The following is a 19,446-nucleotide window of genomic DNA, read 5'->3' as shown; positions in this document are numbered from 1 at the left end:
CAGCCGAATCACCAAGCTGGTGGCAAGTTGCCGAACCTCGTTGGCATAGTGCAAATGATCCTCGATGGGGGCCGTCAGGCCGGTGCCGGTTTGTGTTCGGCGACGAGCTTTTCGGCCAACTCGTAATCCTCGTCGCTGTTGTAGGTCAGACCTCCGACGGTGACTCCGTCACTCTGGTACCAGACCACGAATCCGCCGTCGCGTTCGATCAGATGGGCGTTGTCGAAGCCATCACCCCAGGCGGCGTACTTGAGGGTGTGTTCGCCGATGGTGGTCCAGAAACCGGGAACCGCATCCCACGATCGTTCGACACCGGCGGCCGTGGCACCGGCGACTTCCCCCTGATCGGCGGCGTCCTGCCAGTGCTCGGTCGCGATCCGGCGTCCGGCCGTCGGATTGTGGGCGACAGCTACATCACCGACCGCAAAGACGCCGTCCGCACTGGTGCGCATGTGTTCGTCGACGACGATCCGGCCCTGTTCTGTGGCCAGCCCCGCGTCCTGCGCAATGTCGACGCAGGGCGTGATGCCGGTGGCCGCGAGGATCAGGTCGGTGTCGATCCGTACGCCGTCGTCCAAGGTCACGACCCCGTCATCGAGTCGGGTGACCGTCGCCCCGCCGACGTATCGAACACCGGAATCTTCGAGCATCCCGAGTATCTTTCTGCCGGCGTCGGGACCGAGCCGTCGTGCCTGGGGCACCTGTGACGGCGCGACGAGAGTGGTCGTGATCCCCCGCGCCGACAACGATGCAGCCGCCTCGCATCCGATGAAACCCGCACCGATGACCACCGCCGAACCGGCCTGCTGCGCGGTGGTGCGCAGGGCCCTGGCCTCGGCGAACGACCGCAGTATCAGCGCATTCGCGGCGCCGGGCACAGGCATCGTCGCCGGCCTGGCACCCGTCGCCACGATCACGGTGCCGAAGTCGACGGTCTCGCTTGTCGACAGTTTTGCGGTCCGGGCGTCGACGTCCAGTCCGACAACCGATGTGGCCGTGCGCATTTCGATGTCCCGGTCGGCGTACCACGGTTGCGGATGCTGGGTGATGTCATCGAACTCGCTCGCCCCCTGCAGAAAGTCCTTGCTGAGGGGCGGACGAAAGTAGGGGGCATCGGCGTCGGTCGTGACCATCAGAACATGCGCGCTGCCACCGTTGTCCCGGTAACCCTCTGCTGCGCCGATCGCGCCGGGTCCACTACCGATGATCAGTACGTCGCTGCTGTCCATATGTGGTCGCGTACCCGAATTCGAGATCCGTGAACCTCAACGGACCAAAACTGTCCGCAATTGCTGGGAAGCTGATTTCAGTCCCCGAAGAGCCCGCAATCAGGAGGAAAATCATGGACTGGACACTCGAAGTCATCACGTTGCCGGTCACCGACGTCGACCGGACGAAGGACTTCTACGAAAAGATCGGCTTCAACCCCGACCACGACCACACCGTGTCCGAGGACATCCGTTTTGTGCAGATGACCCCACCCGGATCGGCCTGCTCCATCGCTTTCGGCAAAGGAATCGTCGACGGCGAACCCGGGTCGGTGAAAGGCCTGATGGTCTGTGTCTCCGACATCAACAAGGCCCGCGACCATCTCCTCTCGGTCGGCGTCGACCCGGGAGAAGTACAAATCCAGCCCTGGGGTCACTTCGTCTACTTCGACGACCCCGACGGCAACCGCTGGTCCGTCCAGTACCTGCCCTACCGCGACAACGCCTGACCCCCGTCCCCCACCCTTCCCAAATTCGCGCCACTTGCCTGCGTTCGCGCCTGTTGCAACCGGCGCGAACGCAGGTAAGTGGCGCGAATTTGGGGTCAGGCAGCAGCCATCAGGCCGTGTACGGTCAGCGCCTCCACCAAGATCCGGTGCAGACGTTCCGGCTTCTCCAGATCGCGCCAGTTCCAGCGCACGACAAAGACCCCTATACGACGCAGCCTCTGCTCACGCCACTTCTCCCGCTCGTACGCCTGCTCAGTCGTTTCACCGGGACGGAGGTAGCGGATGTATTTCGCGTAGCCGTCGAACTCGCCGGCCACCAGACCATCCCAGTCGAAATCGGTGCGGGCCACAAAAGTTCCATCGGGGGTCAGGAACTCGTGCTGCAGACGTGGAACCGGTATGTCACCGAAGCTCAACATCAATGCGCGAGAGAGGGATTCACCAATGCTCTCGGACTTCCCGTCGGCCACCGCGAGTGCTGCGCGAGCAATCGAGACGCCGGTCCTCCCTGCGCTACGTCGTAAAACGGTCTCGAGCTCGGATCGCGACACGCCCGCGTACATCGCACCATCGAGCACACACACCGCCTGAAAGAACGTCCCGCAGCGCGCGACATCGATTGCCGTCCTCGCCGGCGAGGTCACCAGGAACTCACCAACCGTGACCACCTCGTCGGGCTCCCATTTTGCCCCGTGCACGACACATGCCCGGCCCTTCCGGTGGCCTCCCCCGATTCGGTTTGCAGTGAAGTGGACCCGGGTTTGGTCACCATCAAGCGCCGGTAGTCCGTGCAGGACTGCGGCAGACCAGTGACTGATCGCCTTGCCCGGCTCGCCATTGTCGGCCGCCGCGAGGACCTGCCGCCGATAGATCTCCCTTTCGCGCACAAAACGATCGAGCGCAGCCAGATCTGCGCTGAAGGTGTAGAAGCCGCGGTACAAGCGGCGTATCTCACCTGTCTTGACGCGGGTGGCCAGCTGCCGGTCGAGTTCGCCGATCTGGACTGCATCACGGCGACGGACGAGGTTGGGGTCTTCGATGTTGGGTTCGCTCATGCACCGACCTTCAGCGGCGGCACCGACCGAAACCGCGCTCACACGAGGCCCAGTCGCCCAGCCTGTGGATAGGAACCGCCCCTGTGCACAACCGAATTCGCGCCACTTGCCAACACATGCGCCGGTTGCAACCGGCGCGAACGCAGGTAAGTGGCGCGAATTTGGGGGTGGGGGTATCAACACAAAAAAGCGGGCGCCCCCTCGAAAGGGAGCGCCCGCTTTTGGTTGCGTTTACCTAGCGGTAGTCGCTGCTGAAACCGTAATCGTCCAGCGGGACAGCCGCACCCGACGGGGCACCGAAGGTGCCGTCCGGGCTGTAGTAGGTGTCGTCGTAAGACGGCACCGCGTACGCAGCTGCACGTGCTTCTTCGGTCGGCTGCACCTGGATGTTCCGGTACCGGTTGATACCGGTTCCGGCCGGGATGAGCTTACCGATGATCACGTTCTCCTTGAGGCCGACGAGCTTGTCGCTACGGCTGTTGATGGCCGCATCGGTGAGCACGCGAGTGGTCTCCTGGAACGACGCCGCCGACAACCAGGACTCGGTTGCGAGCGATGCCTTGGTGATACCCATGAGCACCGGACGTCCGGCAGCGGGCTCGCCACCTTCGGCCACGACGCGACGGTTGGCCGCTTCGAAGTCGGCACGCTCGGTGAGCGAGCCGGGCAGGAACTCGGTGGCACCGGAATCGATGATCGTCACACGACGCAGCATCTGACGAACAATCGTCTCGATGTGCTTGTCGTGGATCGACACACCCTGGCTCCGGTAGACCTCCTGGACCTCGTTGACCAGGTGGACCTGCACCTGACGGGGACCCATCACGCGCAGCACCTCGTGCGGATCGGCAGCACCTTCCATGAGCTGCTGGCCGACCTCGACATGATCGCCGTCGGCGAGCAGACGCTCACTGCCGTCTTCATGCTTGAACACGCGCAGACGCTGACGCTTCGAGATCTTGTCGTAGATGACCTCTTCCGAGCCGTCGTCCGGGATGATCGTCATCTTGTAGAAGCGATCATCGTCTTCCAGGCGAATGCGTCCGGAAACCTCGGCGATCGGGGCCTTGCCCTTGGGGACACGGGCCTCGAACAGCTCCTGGACACGCGGCAGACCACCGGTGATGTCGTCACCGACACCACCCTGGTGGAACGTACGCATGGTCAGCTGGGTACCGGGCTCACCGATCGACTGGGCCGCGACGATACCGACGGCCTCACCGATGTCGACGAGCTTGCCGGTGGCCATCGACCGTCCGTAACACGTGGCGCAGACACCGGTGCCGGTGCCACAGGTCAGGACCGAACGGACCTTCACCTGCGAGATGCCGGCCTCGAGCAGAGCCTCGATCGCGGGATCACCGAGATCGAATCCACGGTTGATGATGACCTTGCCGTTTTCGTCGATCGCGTCGGTGGCCAATGTCCTTGCGAACGTTGACGTCTCGACGTGAGCGTCACGGATCAGCGAGCCATCGGCCTGCTTCTCGGCGATGATCGTGTTGATGCCACGCTCGGTGCCACAGTCGGTCTCACGCACGATGACGTCCTGCGAGACGTCCACCAGACGACGGGTCAGGTAACCCGAGTCGGCGGTACGAAGCGCGGTGTCGGCCAGACCCTTACGGGCGCCGTGCGTGTTGATGAAGTACTCGGCGACGGTCAGACCCTCACGGAACGAGGACTTGATCGGACGCGGGATGAACTCACCCTTCGGGTTCGTCACCAGACCCTTCATACCCGCAAGCGAGCGAATCTGGGTCATGTTGCCCGCGGCACCGGACTGCACGATCATCGGGATCGGGTTGTCGTCGGGGTAGTGACGCTCCATGTCGGTGCCGACCTCTTCGGTGGCCTGTTTCCAGATCTCCACCAGAGCGTCACGACGCTCGGCAGCGGTCAGGGCACCACGCTGGAACTTGCGCTCCAGACCATCGGCCCGATCCTCGTACCTTTCGAGGATCTCACCCTTGTTCGGCGACACGAGCACGTCGGACATCGCGATGGTGACACCCGAGCGGGTGGCCCAGTGGAAACCGGCGTCCTTGAGCTTGTCGACGGTCTGCGCGACAACGATCATCGGGTAGCGCTCGGCCATGTCGTTGATGATCGTGGCCTGACGCTTCTTCGGCATCTGCTCGTTGACGAACGGGTAATCGTTCGGCAGGAGCTCGTTGAACAGCACGCGACCCAAAGTGGTCTCGATGATCCACGGGGTGCCGAACTTCCAGCCCTCCGGGAACTGCTCCCGCTCGATCGCCCGGGTCGGACGCTGGTGCGTCAGCCGGACCTTGATCGGAGCCTGAACGCTGAGCACGCCACGGTCGACGGCCATCTGAGCCTCGGACGGCGTCGAGTAGACGCCGCGCTCGACGTCGTCGCCGGTCGATGCGCTGTACGCGCCGACCGCCTCGGGCTTGAGCGTGGTCAGGTGGAACAGACCGGTCACCATGTCCAGACGCGGCATGGCGAGCGGACGGCCCGATGCCGGCGACAGGATGTTGTTCGACGACAGCATCAGGATGCGGGCCTCGGCCTGCGCCTCGGCGGACAGCGGCAGGTGAACTGCCATCTGGTCACCGTCGAAGTCGGCGTTGAAGGCCTCACACACGAGCGGGTGCAGCTGGATGGCCTTGCCTTCCACCAGCTGGGGCTCGAATGCCTGGATGCCCAAGCGGTGCAGGGTCGGCGCACGGTTCAGCAGAACCGGGTGCTCGGCAATGACCTCTTCGAGGACGTCCCACACGGCCGGGCGCTGACGCTCGACCATCCGCTTGGCGGACTTGATGTTCTGCGCCTGGTTCAGATCGACGAGACGCTTCATCACGAACGGCTTGAACAGCTCGAGTGCCATCAGCTTGGGCAGACCACACTGATGCAGCTTGAGCTGCGGGCCGACGACGATGACCGAACGGCCCGAGTAGTCGACGCGCTTGCCGAGCAGGTTCTGACGGAAACGACCCTGCTTGCCCTTGAGCAGATCGCTCAACGACTTCAGCGGGCGGTTACCCGGTCCGGTGACCGGACGGCCACGACGGCCGTTGTCGAACAGTGCGTCGACGGACTCCTGCAGCATCCGCTTCTCATTGTTGACGATGATCTCGGGGGCACCGAGATCGATCAGTCGCTTGAGGCGGTTGTTGCGGTTGATCACGCGACGGTACAGGTCGTTCAGGTCGGAGGTCGCGAAGCGGCCACCATCGAGCTGGACCATCGGACGCAGCTCCGGCGGGATCACCGGCACAGCGTCGAGGACCATACCCAGCGGCGAGTTGCCCGACCGGTGGAACGCTGCCACGACCTTGAGCCGCTTGAGGGCGCGGAGCTTCTTCTGCCCCTTGCCGTTGCGGATCGTGTCACGCAGGATCTCGACCTCGGCGGCGATGTCGAAGTCCTCGAGCAGACGCTTGATGGCCTCGGCACCCATGGCTCCGGTGAAGTACTCGCCGTAGCGGTCCTGGATCTCGCGGTACAGCTTCTCGTCGATGATCATCTGCTTGGGAGCAAGCTTCACGAACTTGTCCCAGATCTCATCGAGATCGTCGAGGGCGCGCTGCGCGGTGTCACGGATACGGCGCATCTCGCGCTCGCCGGCATCCTTCACCTTGCGACGGGCATCGGCCTTGGCGCCTTCGCGCTCCAGCTCTGCCAGGTCCTCTTCGAGCTTCTTGGCGCGCTCTTCGAGGTCGGAATCCCGAGTGTCTGCGACACCCTTCTTCTCGACCTCCATCTCGGCCTCGAGCGTGGACTTCTCGTTGTGGCGCAGTTCGTCGTCCACAGCGGTGATCACGTAGGCAGCGAAGTAGATGATCTTCTCGAGATCCTTCGGCGCCAGGTCGAGCAGGTAACCCAACCGGCTCGGCACACCCTTGAAGTACCAGATGTGGGTGACCGGTGCGGCCAGCTCGATGTGACCCATCCGCTCACGACGCACCTTGGCGCGAGTGACCTCGACGCCGCAACGCTCACAGATGATGCCCTTGAAGCGGACACGCTTGTACTTGCCGCAGTAGCACTCCCAGTCCCGGGTGGGACCGAAGATCTTCTCGCAGAACAAGCCATCCTTCTCGGGCTTGAGCGTGCGGTAGTTGATCGTCTCCGGCTTCTTCACCTCTCCGAACGACCAGTTGTGGATGTCGTCGGCGGTGGCCAGGCCAATCTTCAGTTCATCGAAAAAGTTGACGTCGAGCACTATTTACCTTTCAGTAGCTCAGTCAGAAAAAGCTGGGTGATCAGTTGGCCAGGTCATCGACGGTGGCGGCTTCGTTGCGCGAGAGGTTGATACCCAGGTTGGCCGCAGCCCGCTCCAGGTCCTCGTCGTCGCCGTCACGCATCTCGATGGCGGCACCGTCGGAGCTGAGTACCTCGACGTTCAGGCACAGCGACTGAAGTTCCTTCAGCAGCACCTTGAACGATTCGGGGATACCCGGTTCCGGGATGTTCTCGCCCTTGACGATTGCCTCGTAGACCTTCACGCGGCCGACAACGTCGTCCGACTTGATGGTCAGAAGCTCCTGCAGCGTGTACGCCGCACCGTAGGCCTGCATGGCCCAGCACTCCATCTCACCGAAACGCTGACCACCGAACTGAGCTTTACCACCGAGTGGCTGCTGGGTGATCATCGAGTACGGCCCGGTCGAACGCGCGTGGATCTTGTCGTCGACCAAGTGATGCAGCTTGATGATGTACATGTAACCGACCGAGACCGGGTACGGGAACGGCTCGCCACTACGACCGTCGAACAATGTGGCCTTGCCGTCAGCGTTGACCATCACCTCGCCGTCGCGGTTCGGAAGCGTCGAGGCCAGCAGGCCCGTCAGTTCCTCTTCGCGAGCGCCGTCGAACACCGGGGTGGCGGTGTTGGTGCCGGCCTCGACCGAGAGCATGTCCTCGGGCAGACGCGACGCCCACTCCGGCACGCCCTCGGCGACGTTGATGTTCCAGCCGGTCTTGGCGATCCACCCGAGGTGGGTCTCCAGGATCTGACCGATGTTCATACGTCGCGGCACACCGTGGGTGTTCAGGATGATGTCGACCGGGGTGCCGTCAGGCAGGAAGGGCATGTCCTCGGCGGGCAGGATCTTGCCGATGACGCCCTTGTTGCCGTGGCGGCCGGCGAGCTTGTCGCCGTCCTGGATCTTGCGCTTCTGGGCCACGTACACCCGGACCAGCTCGTTGACACCGGGAGGCAGATCGTCGTCGTCATCACGCGAGAAGACGCGGATGCCGATGACCTTGCCGGTCTCACCGTGCGGAACCTTGAGCGAGGTGTCGCGAACTTCGCGGGCCTTCTCACCGAAGATGGCACGCAGCAGACGCTCTTCCGGGGTCAGCTCGGTCTCGCCCTTCGGCGTGACCTTTCCGACCAGGATGTCGCCGTCGCGGACCTCGGCACCGATGCGGATGATGCCGCGCTCGTCGAGATCGGCGAGCACCTCATCGGAGACGTTCGGGATGTCCCGGGTGATCTCCTCGGCACCGAGCTTGGTGTCGCGCGCGTCGATTTCATGCTCTTCGATGTGAATCGAGGTGAGCACGTCCTCTTCGACGAGACGCTGGCTCAGGATGATCGCGTCCTCGTAGTTGTGGCCTTCCCACGGCATGATCGCCACGAGAAGGTTCTTTCCGAGGGCCATCTCACCGTTCTCGGTGCAAGGTCCATCGGCGAGGACCTGTCCGACCTCGACCCGCTGACCCTCGTCCACGATCGGACGCTGGTTGGCACAGGTGCCCTGGTTCGAGCGTGCGAACTTGCGCATCTGGAAGGTGTCACGGGTGCCGTCGTCTGCCATCACGGTGATGTAGTCGGCGGAAACCTCTTCGACAACACCGTTCTTCGGCGTCAGGATCACGTCACCGGCGTCGACAGCAGCACGGAGCTCCATGCCGGTACCGACCAACGGCGACTCGCTGCGAACCAGCGGCACCGCCTGACGCTGCATGTTGGCACCCATCAGGGCACGGTTGGCATCGTCATGCTCGAGGAACGGGATCATGGCCGTGGCCACGGACACCATCTGACGCGGGCTGACGTCGAGGTACTCGACCTGGCTCGACGTCACGAACTCGACCTCGGCGCCCTTCTTACGGACGAGCACACGCTCATCCGTGATGACACCGCTGGCATCGAAATTGGTGTTGGCCTGACCGATGAGGAAGCGATCTTCTTCGTCGGCGGTCATGTACTGGATCTCGTCGGTGACGACACCCTCGGTGACCTTGCGGTACGGGGTCTCGATGAAGCCGAACGGGTTGACCCGTGCGTACACCGACAGCGAACCGATCAGGCCGATGTTCGGGCCTTCCGGGGTCTCGATCGGGCACATACGGCCGTAGTGCGACGGGTGGACGTCACGGACTTCGAGGCCGGCACGCTCACGGGACAGACCACCGGGGCCCAGCGCCGACAGGCGGCGCTTGTGGGTCAGACCCGACAGCGGGTTGTTCTGGTCCATGAACTGCGACAGCTGCGAGGTTCCGAAGAACTCCTTGATCGCGGCGACCACGGGACGGATGTTGATCAGGGTCTGCGGCGTGATGGCCTCGACGTCCTGGGTCGTCATACGTTCGCGGACAACACGCTCCATGCGGGACAGGCCCACGCGGATCTGGTTCTGGATGAGCTCGCCGACGGTACGCAGGCGACGGTTGCCGAAGTGGTCGATGTCGTCGACCTCGACCGGAACCTCGACGCCACCGGGCACGGTCATGGTGCTGGTGACGTTGGGGTCGGCCTCGTGCAGACGCACCAGGTACTCGACGGTGGCGACGATGTCTTCTTCGGTCAGCACCGGAGCACCGGCCATCGGGTTCTCGACCAGACCGAGCTTCTTGTTGACCTTGTAACGGCCGACCTTGGCCAGGTCGTAACGCTTCTCCTTGAAGAACAGGTTCTCCAGCAGGGTCTGCGCAGACTCCTTGGTCGGGGGCTCGCCCGGACGCAGCTTGCGGTAGACCTCGAGCAGGGCCTCGTCGGTGCCTGCGGTGTTGTCCTTCTCCAGCGTCGACATCATGATCTCGGAGAAGCCGAAGCGCTCCTCGATCTGCTCCTTGGTCCAACCGAGCGCCTTGAGCAGCACGGTGACCGACTGGCGACGCTTGCGGTCGATACGAACACCGACGGTGTCACGCTTGTCGATGTCGAACTCGAGCCAGGCGCCGCGACCCGGTATGACCTTGACGCTGTGCAGGGTCTTCTCGGTGGCCTTGTCGATGTTCGCATCGAAGTAGACGCCGGGGCTACGGACCAGCTGGCTCACGACGACACGCTCGGTGCCGTTGATGATGAAGCTGCCCTTGTCGGTCATGATCGGGAAATCGCCCATGAACACTGTCTGGGACTTGATTTCGCCGGTGTTGTTGTTGATGAACTCGGCGGTGACGAACAGCGGAGCCGCGTAGGTCATGTCTTTGTCTTTGCACTCCGCGACAGAGGCCTTGACCTCATCGAAACGCGGGTCGGAGAAAGACAGCGACATGGAACCGGAGAAGTCCTCAATCGGGGACAGTTCGGCGAGGATGTCCTCCAGGCCGCCGGTAGGGTTTCCATCGCCGCGAGATGCAGCGCGCTCACGCCATTCCGCGGAACCGACCAACCACTCAAAGGACTCGAGCTGCACATCAAGCAGTCCGGGTACTTCCAGTGGCTCGCTGATCTTTGCGAAAGAGGCGCGCCGAGGCGCACCTGGAATGGTTGAGGTGGACTGGCGGGTGACTGCCAAGATATGTCCTTCCAACACGAATAACTCGTTAGTGCCCTAATGGTGTTTCGCTGCTGTACAACCTGGTCAACGGCGATCACCCGGGACGCCACAAGCTCTGTGGTCGGAAGGTGAAATCGTGAGGTGGACAGGACGCAGCCAGCGCAACGTCCAACTGTACCAGAAAATGGGCGCACGTAAACAACCCCACGGAGTTACTGCGAACAGACTGCAACCAAGAAGGCCCCGCGTCAAGAGGAACGCGCGGTTTTTGAGGTTAAAAGTCAGAGATGCGGCTGATCAACCACTGGCCATCTATCTTCTGTAGGCCGAGTTCGGTACGCGCCTGACCGGGTCCACCCATGACCGCCACACCCTGCTGGGTGCTGCTGATGATCATGGTGGTGATGACGGTCGCATTCGAGTCGTCCAGATGGCTCACCGCAACCATGTCGACCTGGCATTCGGCGCCCTGCCCGCTCTGCGCGGCCAGGTCCTTCGTGGTCGTCTGATACTCGTTGAACTGCGTCAAGGCCTCACCGGTGAGACCGGTCTTGGCGTTGTTGGCCCAGTCGTCGAACTTCGTGGGATCCACCGACAGCACCGCACAGATCCGGTCGCCGGCCTGCGCCTTGAGCGCGCTGGTATCCGATGCACTGGTGAACGCGAGGTTCGATCCGGATTCCGAGACACCGGGCTTGAACGCCGCGATGATCGCAAACACCCCGACCACCAGCGCGATACCGGCAACAACCACGACCTTGCGCCAGGTCAGGAATCCCGACTCGGCAGTCGGGGCCGACGGGGCACGTGGACCGGCCTTCGGCGAGGCCTTCGCCGATGAGGACGACTTCGTGAGAGAGACGGACTTGTCGTCGACGGTGTCCGCGGCCTGACCGGCCGCATTGCCGGTCGACGGCCCGCTACCGGCGACCCGCACCTTGCCGCGCGGCGCATTCGGACGAGCCGGCTTACGTGGAGTGGACATCAGTTACCCCCTGTGGTCGGGGCGGTGGTGGTGCCGGCCGGATCCTGCAGTCCGATCGCGTCGATCGATTGGATGTCCGAGGCCTTCCACCCGCCATCGACGTCGACCACATCAACCGAGAAACCCATGTTCGACGTCGCCGGCTCCGCGCCTGGGACGGCACTGGTGACATCCACGTACACGAGCACCTTGGCGGTCTTGTCCTCTTTGTTGAACTCGACCACGCCGCTGCGCTTGATCACGGACGTCAGCGTTGCGGTGTTGTCGCCGTTCTCGTCCACCTGAGTGGTGAGCGTCTCGAAGTCTTCCGCGGTGATCTGCGTGCGGGCCTTGCCCGTCAACGACGAGTCCACCTGCTCACGGAATGCCGTCAGATTCTTCGGGTCGATGTTGGTGACATTGAGAATCACCTGCTCGGCGCCGTCCTGTGCATCGTCCCGGATCTCCTGAGTGTTCTGCACACCGAAAAAGGCGGAGTCGATCCACCGGTAGCCGAAGACACCGGCACACACCACTGCCGCCACGAGAGCGACCGCCGCGAGGGCAGCACACACTCGCAGCCACAGTTGCTGCGAACCGAGATGTTGCTTGCCGCCGGGCTCAGAAGTCGAAGTCGTAGTCATCGCCCGCCAAAGGTACACACTTTTGAAACACTCACTTCTCCCGCACGCCCAACAGCGCAGCCATCTGTTTCGCAATCGGATTCAGATTGAGGGTGTCGGGCATCTTCTTCGGGTTGTTGTCCCACGGCTGAGGCGTGTTCGGGTCAGCGAACTGAGCCCGGTCCGCACTTCGCACACCAGTCGGATTTCCCTGTGCCACATCACAATTGGCCTCGGTGTTGAATGGGAAGTCGTCGTAGTTGGGATCGAAGTCGGGGTTCTTGGCCTTCTCCGCCTCGATGATCGCCTCGGTGCTCTCGTACCCGACCGTGCAGGCGGGTGGATTGTTGACCTCGAGCACGATTCCGAAGTGGATGGTGCCATCACCGGGGGTCGGTCCGTAGCTACCGCTCGACAGCGCCGAGAGCAACGACAGCGCCGGGCTGATGCCATAGAACGTCGGCGCGATCGTGTTGACCGTCTCGGCGAGATTGCGGACCACCGTGGTGAGGTCGCCGCCGCTGTCCTGCAACAGTTGTGAGATCTGTGTGGCGCTTGCGGTACCGGTCGTCAACAGTCGCCGGATGGCCGGATCAGAGGCCTGCAGTGTCTGTGTCACCAGTTCCAGATTGCGTGACCACGCCAGGATCTCGTCCGACTGGTCGGCTTGGGTTCCGAGCACGGTGTCACTGTTCTGGATCAACGAAATCGTCTGCGGCAGATTGTCCAGACCCGCCTCGGACAGGTTCGCCAGCGAATCGACCAACGACTCCAGATTATCGGCATTGCCGTTGAATGCCTTGCCCAATTCCGTCACCACGGTCCGCAGATCGTCCACCGGAATCGAGCCGGTGAAATCGACCGCGGACTTCAGCACATCCTGCAACGGTGGCGGGATCTGCGTGTCGGTGATGACCGACCCCTCCTTGAGATATGGCCCGGAGTTGTTCTTGGGCCGCAGATCCACGTACTGCTCACCGATCGCAGAACGGTTGGCGACGACTGCTATCGCCGAATCCGGGATCTTCGGGCCACCGGAGTCGAGGACCAGTTCAACCTGGACACCGTCGGGTTGCAGCGTCAACGGCCCGACGCGGCCGACGGGCACACCGCGATACGTCACCTCGCCGTTGGTGAAGATGCCACCGGAATCGGGGAACTCGGCCTTGACCGTGTACGAACCGACGCCCACGAGCCGGTCCAGCCGGGCATATGTGGCACCGACGTAGACCAGCGCGATCAAACCGACGACCACAAAGACGATGAGCTGCCACTTCGCGACCTTGGAGATCATGACCCACCACCTTCCAATGGTCCGGCATTGGCATTGGTCAACAGGTTCATCGGACCCTCGATGAAGCTCTGTTGGCCCCGTTCATCCGGCATCAGCGCGTACTGCCCACCCGAGGGCGGGGTGTCTGGGCCCGGCTGTGCGTTGGGCAGCGGCAGCAACGTGATGGTCGGCCACCCCAGACGCGGTCCGTTGCCGTTGTAGTACGGATTCTTCGGATCGATCTTGGGTGTCGGCCCGGTCCGCGGTGGGCTGTACACCGGTTCGCCCTGCCCGACGCCGAGTGCCTCGAGCTGATTGAGCAGCCGTAGGTCGAGGTTGGCGAACAGGTTGGTCGAATCACCGATGACAGCGGGCAACAGGTTGTCCGGGAACGGGTACGTGAACAACAGCGGCGCCGCGGTGACGATGTCCGGAGCAGCCCCCGCGAGGGACTGCAGCACCGGTCGCAATGCCTTGAGATCGGTGATGATCTCGTCGCGGGCAGTCCCGAGGACCGCAACCCCGGCGTCGCCGAGGCTGTCGAGTTGCTGGAGCATCGTCACGAACTGCGGCCGCTGCTCCTCGAGAACCTTGACGCCCTTCGGCAATTCATCGAGCACCCGATTGATCTGGTCGGTCTGGGCGCGCGCCCGGGTCGACAGGGCGTCGAGTCCGTCGAGCGCGGTGACGATATTGTTCTTCTGCTCGTCGAGCCCGTTGATCAGGCGCGCGGTCTCGTCGAGAAGACCCTTGACCTCGGTCTGACGACCCTCGAGCGCCGTGTTCAGCTCGTCGACGATCGGCTTGATCTGTGCGACGCCACCGCCGTTGAGCAGCAACGACAACGCACCCAGGACCTGTTCGATGTCCGTTGCCGTGCGGGTGCGACAGTCGGCGTCCCCGACACCGGGACATCCGATGACCTCGGCCGGATTCTGCCGGGGCAGATCTGCGTTCTCTTGCGGATCTTCCAGCGCCACGTACTTCTCACCGAGGAGGTTCGTCTGCTGGATCTCGGCACGCGCCTGGTCGGAGAGGTCGACGCGATTCTGCACCTCGATGGTGATCTCGGCCGTCCACTTGTCGGGCGCGACCTTGATCTCCTGGACCCGTCCCACCTCGACGCCGTTGAACTTGACCGTCGACTGCGGCACCAGATCGAGCACATCGAGGAACTGGAGCTTGTACGTCCGCGGGTTGTCCCCCAACGGCGCACCGCCGGGAAGCGGGACCGACTGGAGTCCCTGACTTCCGCAACCACCCACCGCGATCACCGCAGCGCCGATCAGCGCTGCAGCGCCCGCCTTGAACCACCGGTTCATCAGTTGCCACCCAATCCCGGTGCCGGAGTACCGGGCACCGTTCCTGGGACGGGGCCGCGATTCTGGTTGTTCTCGTTACTCATGATGCCGAACGGCAGGTTCAGCGTCGGCGTCGTGATGCCGTCGTTGATCTGCTCGGCAACGTCCTTGCACTGGTCGATGATCGGCCGCAGGGTCGAGCTGAACTGTTCGAATGCCGGGTCGCCGGGCTTCAGCTTGCCCAGATCGAGCAGGCCACACTGCGCACCGAGCAAGTTCTGCAACTCGGGCAGGGTCAGATGCAGGTCGAGTGTCCCCGACTCCGCGTTGTAGGCATTGACCAGGTTCGACAATGTCACCGGGAGCACTTCCAGGATTTCCTTCTGGTATTCCTTTGTGTCCACCAACATCTGGGTCGTCGGGATCAGGCCTTCGACCGCGTCGCCGAGCGCCTCACGGTTGTCCTGCACGAATCCCGCGACATCACCGAGCGCCACCGACAGCTTGTCCAGGGCGGTACCGAGCTGTTCGCGTTCGCCGGCCAGGAAGGTGTTGAACGAGGACATCTGGGTGTTGAATCGCCGCACCTGCTGGTCGTTTTCGGCCAGCATCCCGACAAAGCTGTCGAGGTTCTTGATCGTGTCGACGATGTTGCCGCGCGAGTCGCTGAGGGTGTCCGCGGCTTTCGACAGTCCGCGGATGGTCTCCCCCAGCGCCTCACCGTTGTCGCCAAGGTTCTCGGCGCCGGTGGCCACCAGTTCCGAGACCGCACCGTCCTTGTTGGCACCTTCGGGCCCGAGTGCAGTCGACAGCTTCTCGACGCTGGCATAGAGCTCGTCGACCTCCACCGGGACCATCGTCTTCTCGATGGGAAGGGTGAAGCTCTTCGGAGCCTTGGGGCCTTCCGTGTAGACCGGGGTGAGCTGAACGTATCGGTCGGCGACCACGGACGGCGTGATCTGCGCGGCACCGACGTCGGCGGGCAGGTTCACATCGCCGTCGACGCGCATCTTCACGCGGACCTGGTCACCCTGCGGGGTCACCTCGGTCACCCGGCCCACGGCAACACCGAGCACCCGGACATCGCTGCCCTCGTAGATACCGACGCTGCTCCGGAAATCCGCTGTCACCGTGGTGCTGGTGACGCGCTTGAAAACCCACCACAACGAGCCGGCGATCAGCAGCGCCAGGATCAGCGCGATGACGATGAACACGATGTGTTTGGGAGTGAACCAGCGCCCGGGTCCCCGGGTGCCCTGGAGGTCGCGTGCCGTGGTCATCATCCGCCGGCCTCCGTTCCGCCGCTGTTGAGTGTTGTCGTGTTCATGACCGGGGGCCGCGTGGTGTTCTGTTGCGGCAATGCCGGCGGCAGGATGTTGGTGACCACGGACTCGAACCAGCGACCGTTACCAAGAACGTTGGTGTACAGCCGATAGAACGGTGCCATGTAGGTCAACGACTGCCGCAGGTTCTCGTTCTGATCCTGAAGGATCACAATCACCTGCTTGAGGGTTTCGAGCGTCGGACCGATCTGCTCCTGGTTGTCTTTGACGATGCCCGACAACGCATCCGACAACGTGATCGTGCTCGACAACAGGGTCGAGATCGACTGCTGACGATTGTTGAGTTCGGTCAGCAACTCCCCCGCTCCGGAGATCAGCCGTTCGAACTCGTTGTTCCGGTCGGCCAGGAGCTTGGAGGTGTCCTTGGTGGCGGCCAGCAACTCCTGCACCTTCTGGTCGCGGCTGGCGATGGTCTCCGAGAGCCGGGTCAGACCGTCGAGCGACGACCGCAGGTCTGCAGGTGTTCCCGAAAAAGCATCCGAGAGCGTGCGCATGCTCTTCGCCAGCTGGTCGGTGTCGAGGTCGTCGACCTGTTCGGCTGCATCAGAGAACGCCTCGATCACGTCGTAGGGCGAGGTGGTCCGACTGAGCGGGATGACCTCGTCGGGGTCGGCGATCTTGTTGCCCTGCGGATCGAGCGCGATGTACTTCTGTCCCAGAACGGTTTTGATCTGGATGGACGCCTTGGTCTGGTTGCCGATCCAGGCGTTGGTCACGCGCATCTCGACCCGGACCTTGTCGCCGTCGAGGTCGACCGTGCGCACATCGCCCACCTTGACGCCGGCGACGCGCACCTCGGCACCGGGTTTGAGCCCGGCCGCCTCGGAGAAGTTCGCGGCATAGGTGACACCCGCCCCGATCAGCGGCAACGAGTTGAGGAAGAAGGCGGACAACGACACCATCACCAGGATCAGGATGCCGAGGAACCCCACGGTCACCGGGCTCCTGCCCTCACCTGGCCGTCGATCACTCATAGCGTCACCCCCCTACCGTGCGTCAGTCTGCGCGTTGTCATGTTCCTGTTTGTCGACCTCACGGCGGGTCCTGGTTCGCCCAGCACCGCGTCGCAGCGCTGGTGTAGAGGACATGGTTGATGTCCGGCAACGGGATCAGTGGCTGTGTCAGCAGCACACTCGTACCGTTTCCGGCGGTCACATCCAAGCCACAGAGATAGAACTGGAACCACGAGCCGAAGGTGGCCGCCCGACCGATCTTCTGGAGCTTGACAGGCAGGGTGGTCAGCGTCTGTTTGATCGAGTCCTGCTGCTCCACGACCGTGGTTCCGAGGTCGTTGAGGGCTGCGATCGAACCCTGGATGGACGACCGGGTGGGCTGCAGGATCGAGGCCGTCACCGCGGTCAGGTTGGACAACGATGTGATCGCCGACCCGACCGATTCCTTCTGCGAGGCAAGACCGGTCACGAACTTCTCGGTGTTGGTAAGCAACGAGGTGAACTGGTCGTCATGCGCGTTCAGGTTGCCGAGCACCACATTGAGGTTGTCGATCAGGCTGCCGATCACCGCGTCTCTGTCGGCGATCGTGTTGGTCAGGCTGGCGGTGTCGCGGACCAGCTCCGAGATCGTGCCGCTCTCCCCTTGGAAGACCTGGATGATCGACGCCGACAGCTTGTTCACATCGTCGGCCGTCAGTTGCTGGAACAACGGCTTGAATCCGTTGAACAGCTCGGTGAGGTTGATCGCCTCGACCGTGTTGGGCAGTCCGATGGTGGATCCGCCACCGATGGTCTGGGTCTGATCGCCCGGCCCCTTCTCGAGGGCCAGATAGCGCTGGCCGGTGAGGTTTCGGAGCTTGATCACAACCCTGACCCCGGCCGGGAGCCGGTCTCGGTCGACCGAGAAGCTGACCTTGGCCTGGGTGCGATCGTGGATCTCGACGCCGCTGACCTGGCCGACGCGGACGCCCGCGATCCGGACGTCGTCGCCGGGTGCCACCTGGGTCGCGTCCTCGAAGATCGCCTTGAAATCGGTGCCGCCTCCGGCCCCACCGTTGGCGACCGCAAACGCGAGCACCGACGTCGCGAACACGGTGACCACCGCAAACACGATCAGTTTGATCAGTGGCGCAATCAAGCCCTTCATTTGATGGTCACCTGCGCTCCCTGCACGGTGGGCGCGGCGAGCAGCGTGATCCAGCCCGGAACCTCGGATGGATCCTTACCGGCCGAGGCCGCCACGATGGCCTGCATCTGGAGCTTGTTCCGCGGATCGTTGTAGTTCGTGACCCGCTTTTCTTCGGGCGCAGTCTGTTCCGATGCCGAGCCCTCGGGCATCGTCGAGTACTGCGCGGCCGGCATCTGGGGAATGTTGCGCGGACCGGCGTTGCGGGACGGCGGCTGATAGGAGCCGTCGTTCACCGAACCACCCGGGTACTGCGGGAACGGCCTGCCATTGGTCGCAGGCGCGTAGCAGATCGGTCCACGTTCATCGAAAAAGCGCGGTTCGTCCTGGTTGGGCAGATACCGGCCTCTCGGGTTCACGAACTGCAGGTTCACCCGGACGCCGGGGTTCTCGGTGCCCAGCCCGGTGATGACATTGGCCTCCGGCACGAGTCCGGCGAAGTTCTCGAACGTGCAACCGAACGCCGGGGACTGCGCGGCCAGGGCCGTGAGCAGTGGCTCGGATTCGATGGCCAGATCGACCAGGTCCTGCCGGTTGGTCACCAGGAAGTTGGTGCCGTCGATGGCGACCTGGGTGACCGCGGCGATGGTGGTCCGCAGATCACCTTGCTTCTCGTACAGCGTGTTGGTTGTCGTGCGCAGGTTGTCCAACGAATCCACCAGGTCGGGCAGAGCCTCGGAGTAGGTCTGGGAGAAACTCGCCAGTCCTCGCAGAGTGCCCTGCAGTTCGGGCATGTTCTCGTTGATCTCGGAGAAGATCGTGTTGAGCTCGGACAGGCTCGTCCCCAACTTCTCACCGTTTCCGGCCAACGCCTTCGACAACGCCGACAACGTCACGTTCAGATCGGCAGGCGGGATGGCGTCAAGGACCGGCAGCAGCTCGTCGAACAGTTCCTGGAGTTCGACGGCGTTACCCGACTGGTCCTGTTCGATGGTCGCCCCGTTGGACAGATGATCGGCCGAAGAGCCCTCCTGGCCTTCGGGGATCTGCAAAGCCACGTAGCGCTCGCCGAAAAGGGTCTTGGGCAGGATGCGCGCGGTGGTGTCGGTCGGCAGCAACTCGACCTTGTCGGGCTGCAGCGCGAGCGTGACGATGACCGAGCCGTCTTCGATGTCCGGTGCGACGTTGCTGACCTCACCGATGATGAGTCCGCGGACCTTCACATCGGCGCTGGTCGGAAGTGCGTTGCCCGCCGACGTGGTCAGAAGTTTCACATCCACCGTGCTGGTGAACGACTTGTTGTACTGCATGATCGTCAACGTCAAGAACAATGCGACAACGAGGAAGAACACCAGGCCCAGGGCCCGGCGGCGTAGTGCCTGCATCGG

The 19,446-nt window shown here is 63.2% G+C and carries 13 protein-coding genes; 1 reads left to right on the top strand and 12 read right to left on the bottom strand.

Features of this window, described 5'->3' with window-relative positions:
* Positions 1 to 74: 74 nt before the first annotated feature.
* Entirely contained in the window at positions 75 to 1,229 is a 1,155-nt protein-coding gene (locus tag AC56PL_RS02255) for an NAD(P)/FAD-dependent oxidoreductase (RefSeq protein WP_497152893.1), read from the bottom strand.
* Positions 1,230 to 1,342: 113 nt separating this feature from the next.
* On the opposite strand from AC56PL_RS02255, the gene AC56PL_RS02250 reads away from it, so the two are divergent.
* Positions 1,343 to 1,717, top strand: a complete 375-nt coding sequence (locus AC56PL_RS02250) for a VOC family protein (protein WP_497152892.1) — start codon at positions 1,343 to 1,345, stop codon at positions 1,715 to 1,717.
* Positions 1,718 to 1,812: 95 nt separating this feature from the next.
* Here AC56PL_RS02250 and AC56PL_RS02245 read toward each other — a convergent pair whose 3' ends face one another.
* The 11 genes from AC56PL_RS02245 to AC56PL_RS02195 form a co-directional block, all read right to left on the bottom strand.
* Positions 1,813 to 2,772, bottom strand: coding sequence for a hypothetical protein (locus tag AC56PL_RS02245; RefSeq protein ID WP_495514795.1), 960 nt, complete (start codon positions 2,770 to 2,772; stop codon positions 1,813 to 1,815).
* A 235-nt stretch (positions 2,773 to 3,007) separates the two neighbouring features.
* Complete coding sequence (locus tag AC56PL_RS02240) at positions 3,008 to 6,964, bottom strand: DNA-directed RNA polymerase subunit beta' (protein ID WP_495514794.1); 3,957 nt, start codon at positions 6,962 to 6,964, stop codon at positions 3,008 to 3,010.
* A gap of 40 nt (positions 6,965 to 7,004) precedes the next feature.
* Complete coding sequence (rpoB, locus tag AC56PL_RS02235; protein WP_497152891.1) at positions 7,005 to 10,493, bottom strand: DNA-directed RNA polymerase subunit beta; 3,489 nt, start codon at positions 10,491 to 10,493, stop codon at positions 7,005 to 7,007.
* Between the two features lie 256 nt (positions 10,494 to 10,749).
* Complete coding sequence (locus AC56PL_RS02230; RefSeq protein WP_497152890.1) at positions 10,750 to 11,460, bottom strand: hypothetical protein; 711 nt, start codon at positions 11,458 to 11,460, stop codon at positions 10,750 to 10,752.
* A complete protein-coding gene (locus tag AC56PL_RS02225) occupies positions 11,460 to 12,083 on the bottom strand; it encodes a hypothetical protein (RefSeq protein ID WP_495514791.1) in 624 nt (207 codons plus the stop codon). The genes AC56PL_RS02230 and AC56PL_RS02225 overlap by 1 nt, the downstream gene beginning before the upstream one ends.
* Positions 12,084 to 12,114: 31 nt before the next feature.
* Positions 12,115 to 13,356 carry an MCE family protein gene (locus AC56PL_RS02220; protein ID WP_495514790.1) on the bottom strand — a complete coding sequence of 414 codons (1,242 nt, stop codon included), beginning with the start codon at positions 13,354 to 13,356 and terminating at the stop codon, positions 12,115 to 12,117.
* Positions 13,353 to 14,657: an MCE family protein gene (locus tag AC56PL_RS02215; RefSeq protein WP_497152889.1), complete on the bottom strand. Its 1,305-nt coding sequence runs from the start codon at positions 14,655 to 14,657 to the stop codon at positions 13,353 to 13,355. Before AC56PL_RS02215 ends, AC56PL_RS02220 begins: the two co-directional genes overlap by 4 nt.
* The gene (locus AC56PL_RS02210) at positions 14,657 to 15,916 is read right to left on the bottom strand and encodes an MCE family protein (protein ID WP_495516014.1); all 1,260 of its coding nucleotides are present in this window, start codon (positions 15,914 to 15,916) and stop codon (positions 14,657 to 14,659) included. Before AC56PL_RS02210 ends, AC56PL_RS02215 begins: the two co-directional genes overlap by 1 nt.
* The gene (locus tag AC56PL_RS02205; RefSeq protein ID WP_497152888.1) at positions 15,916 to 16,953 is read right to left on the bottom strand and encodes an MCE family protein; all 1,038 of its coding nucleotides are present in this window, start codon (positions 16,951 to 16,953) and stop codon (positions 15,916 to 15,918) included. Before AC56PL_RS02205 ends, AC56PL_RS02210 begins: the two co-directional genes overlap by 1 nt.
* A gap of 58 nt (positions 16,954 to 17,011) precedes the next feature.
* On the bottom strand, positions 17,012 to 18,079 hold the full coding sequence (locus AC56PL_RS02200; protein WP_495514787.1) for an MCE family protein: 1,068 nt from the start codon (positions 18,077 to 18,079) through the stop codon (positions 17,012 to 17,014).
* Positions 18,076 to 19,443, bottom strand: coding sequence for an MCE family protein (locus AC56PL_RS02195; RefSeq protein ID WP_497152887.1), 1,368 nt, complete (start codon positions 19,441 to 19,443; stop codon positions 18,076 to 18,078). Before AC56PL_RS02195 ends, AC56PL_RS02200 begins: the two co-directional genes overlap by 4 nt.
* Positions 19,444 to 19,446 lie beyond the last annotated feature (3 nt).

Source organism: Williamsia sp. Y721 (assembly GCF_059683565.1).
Note: the sequence above shows the minus strand (reverse complement) of the source record. Positions and strands in the feature narration are given on the sequence as shown.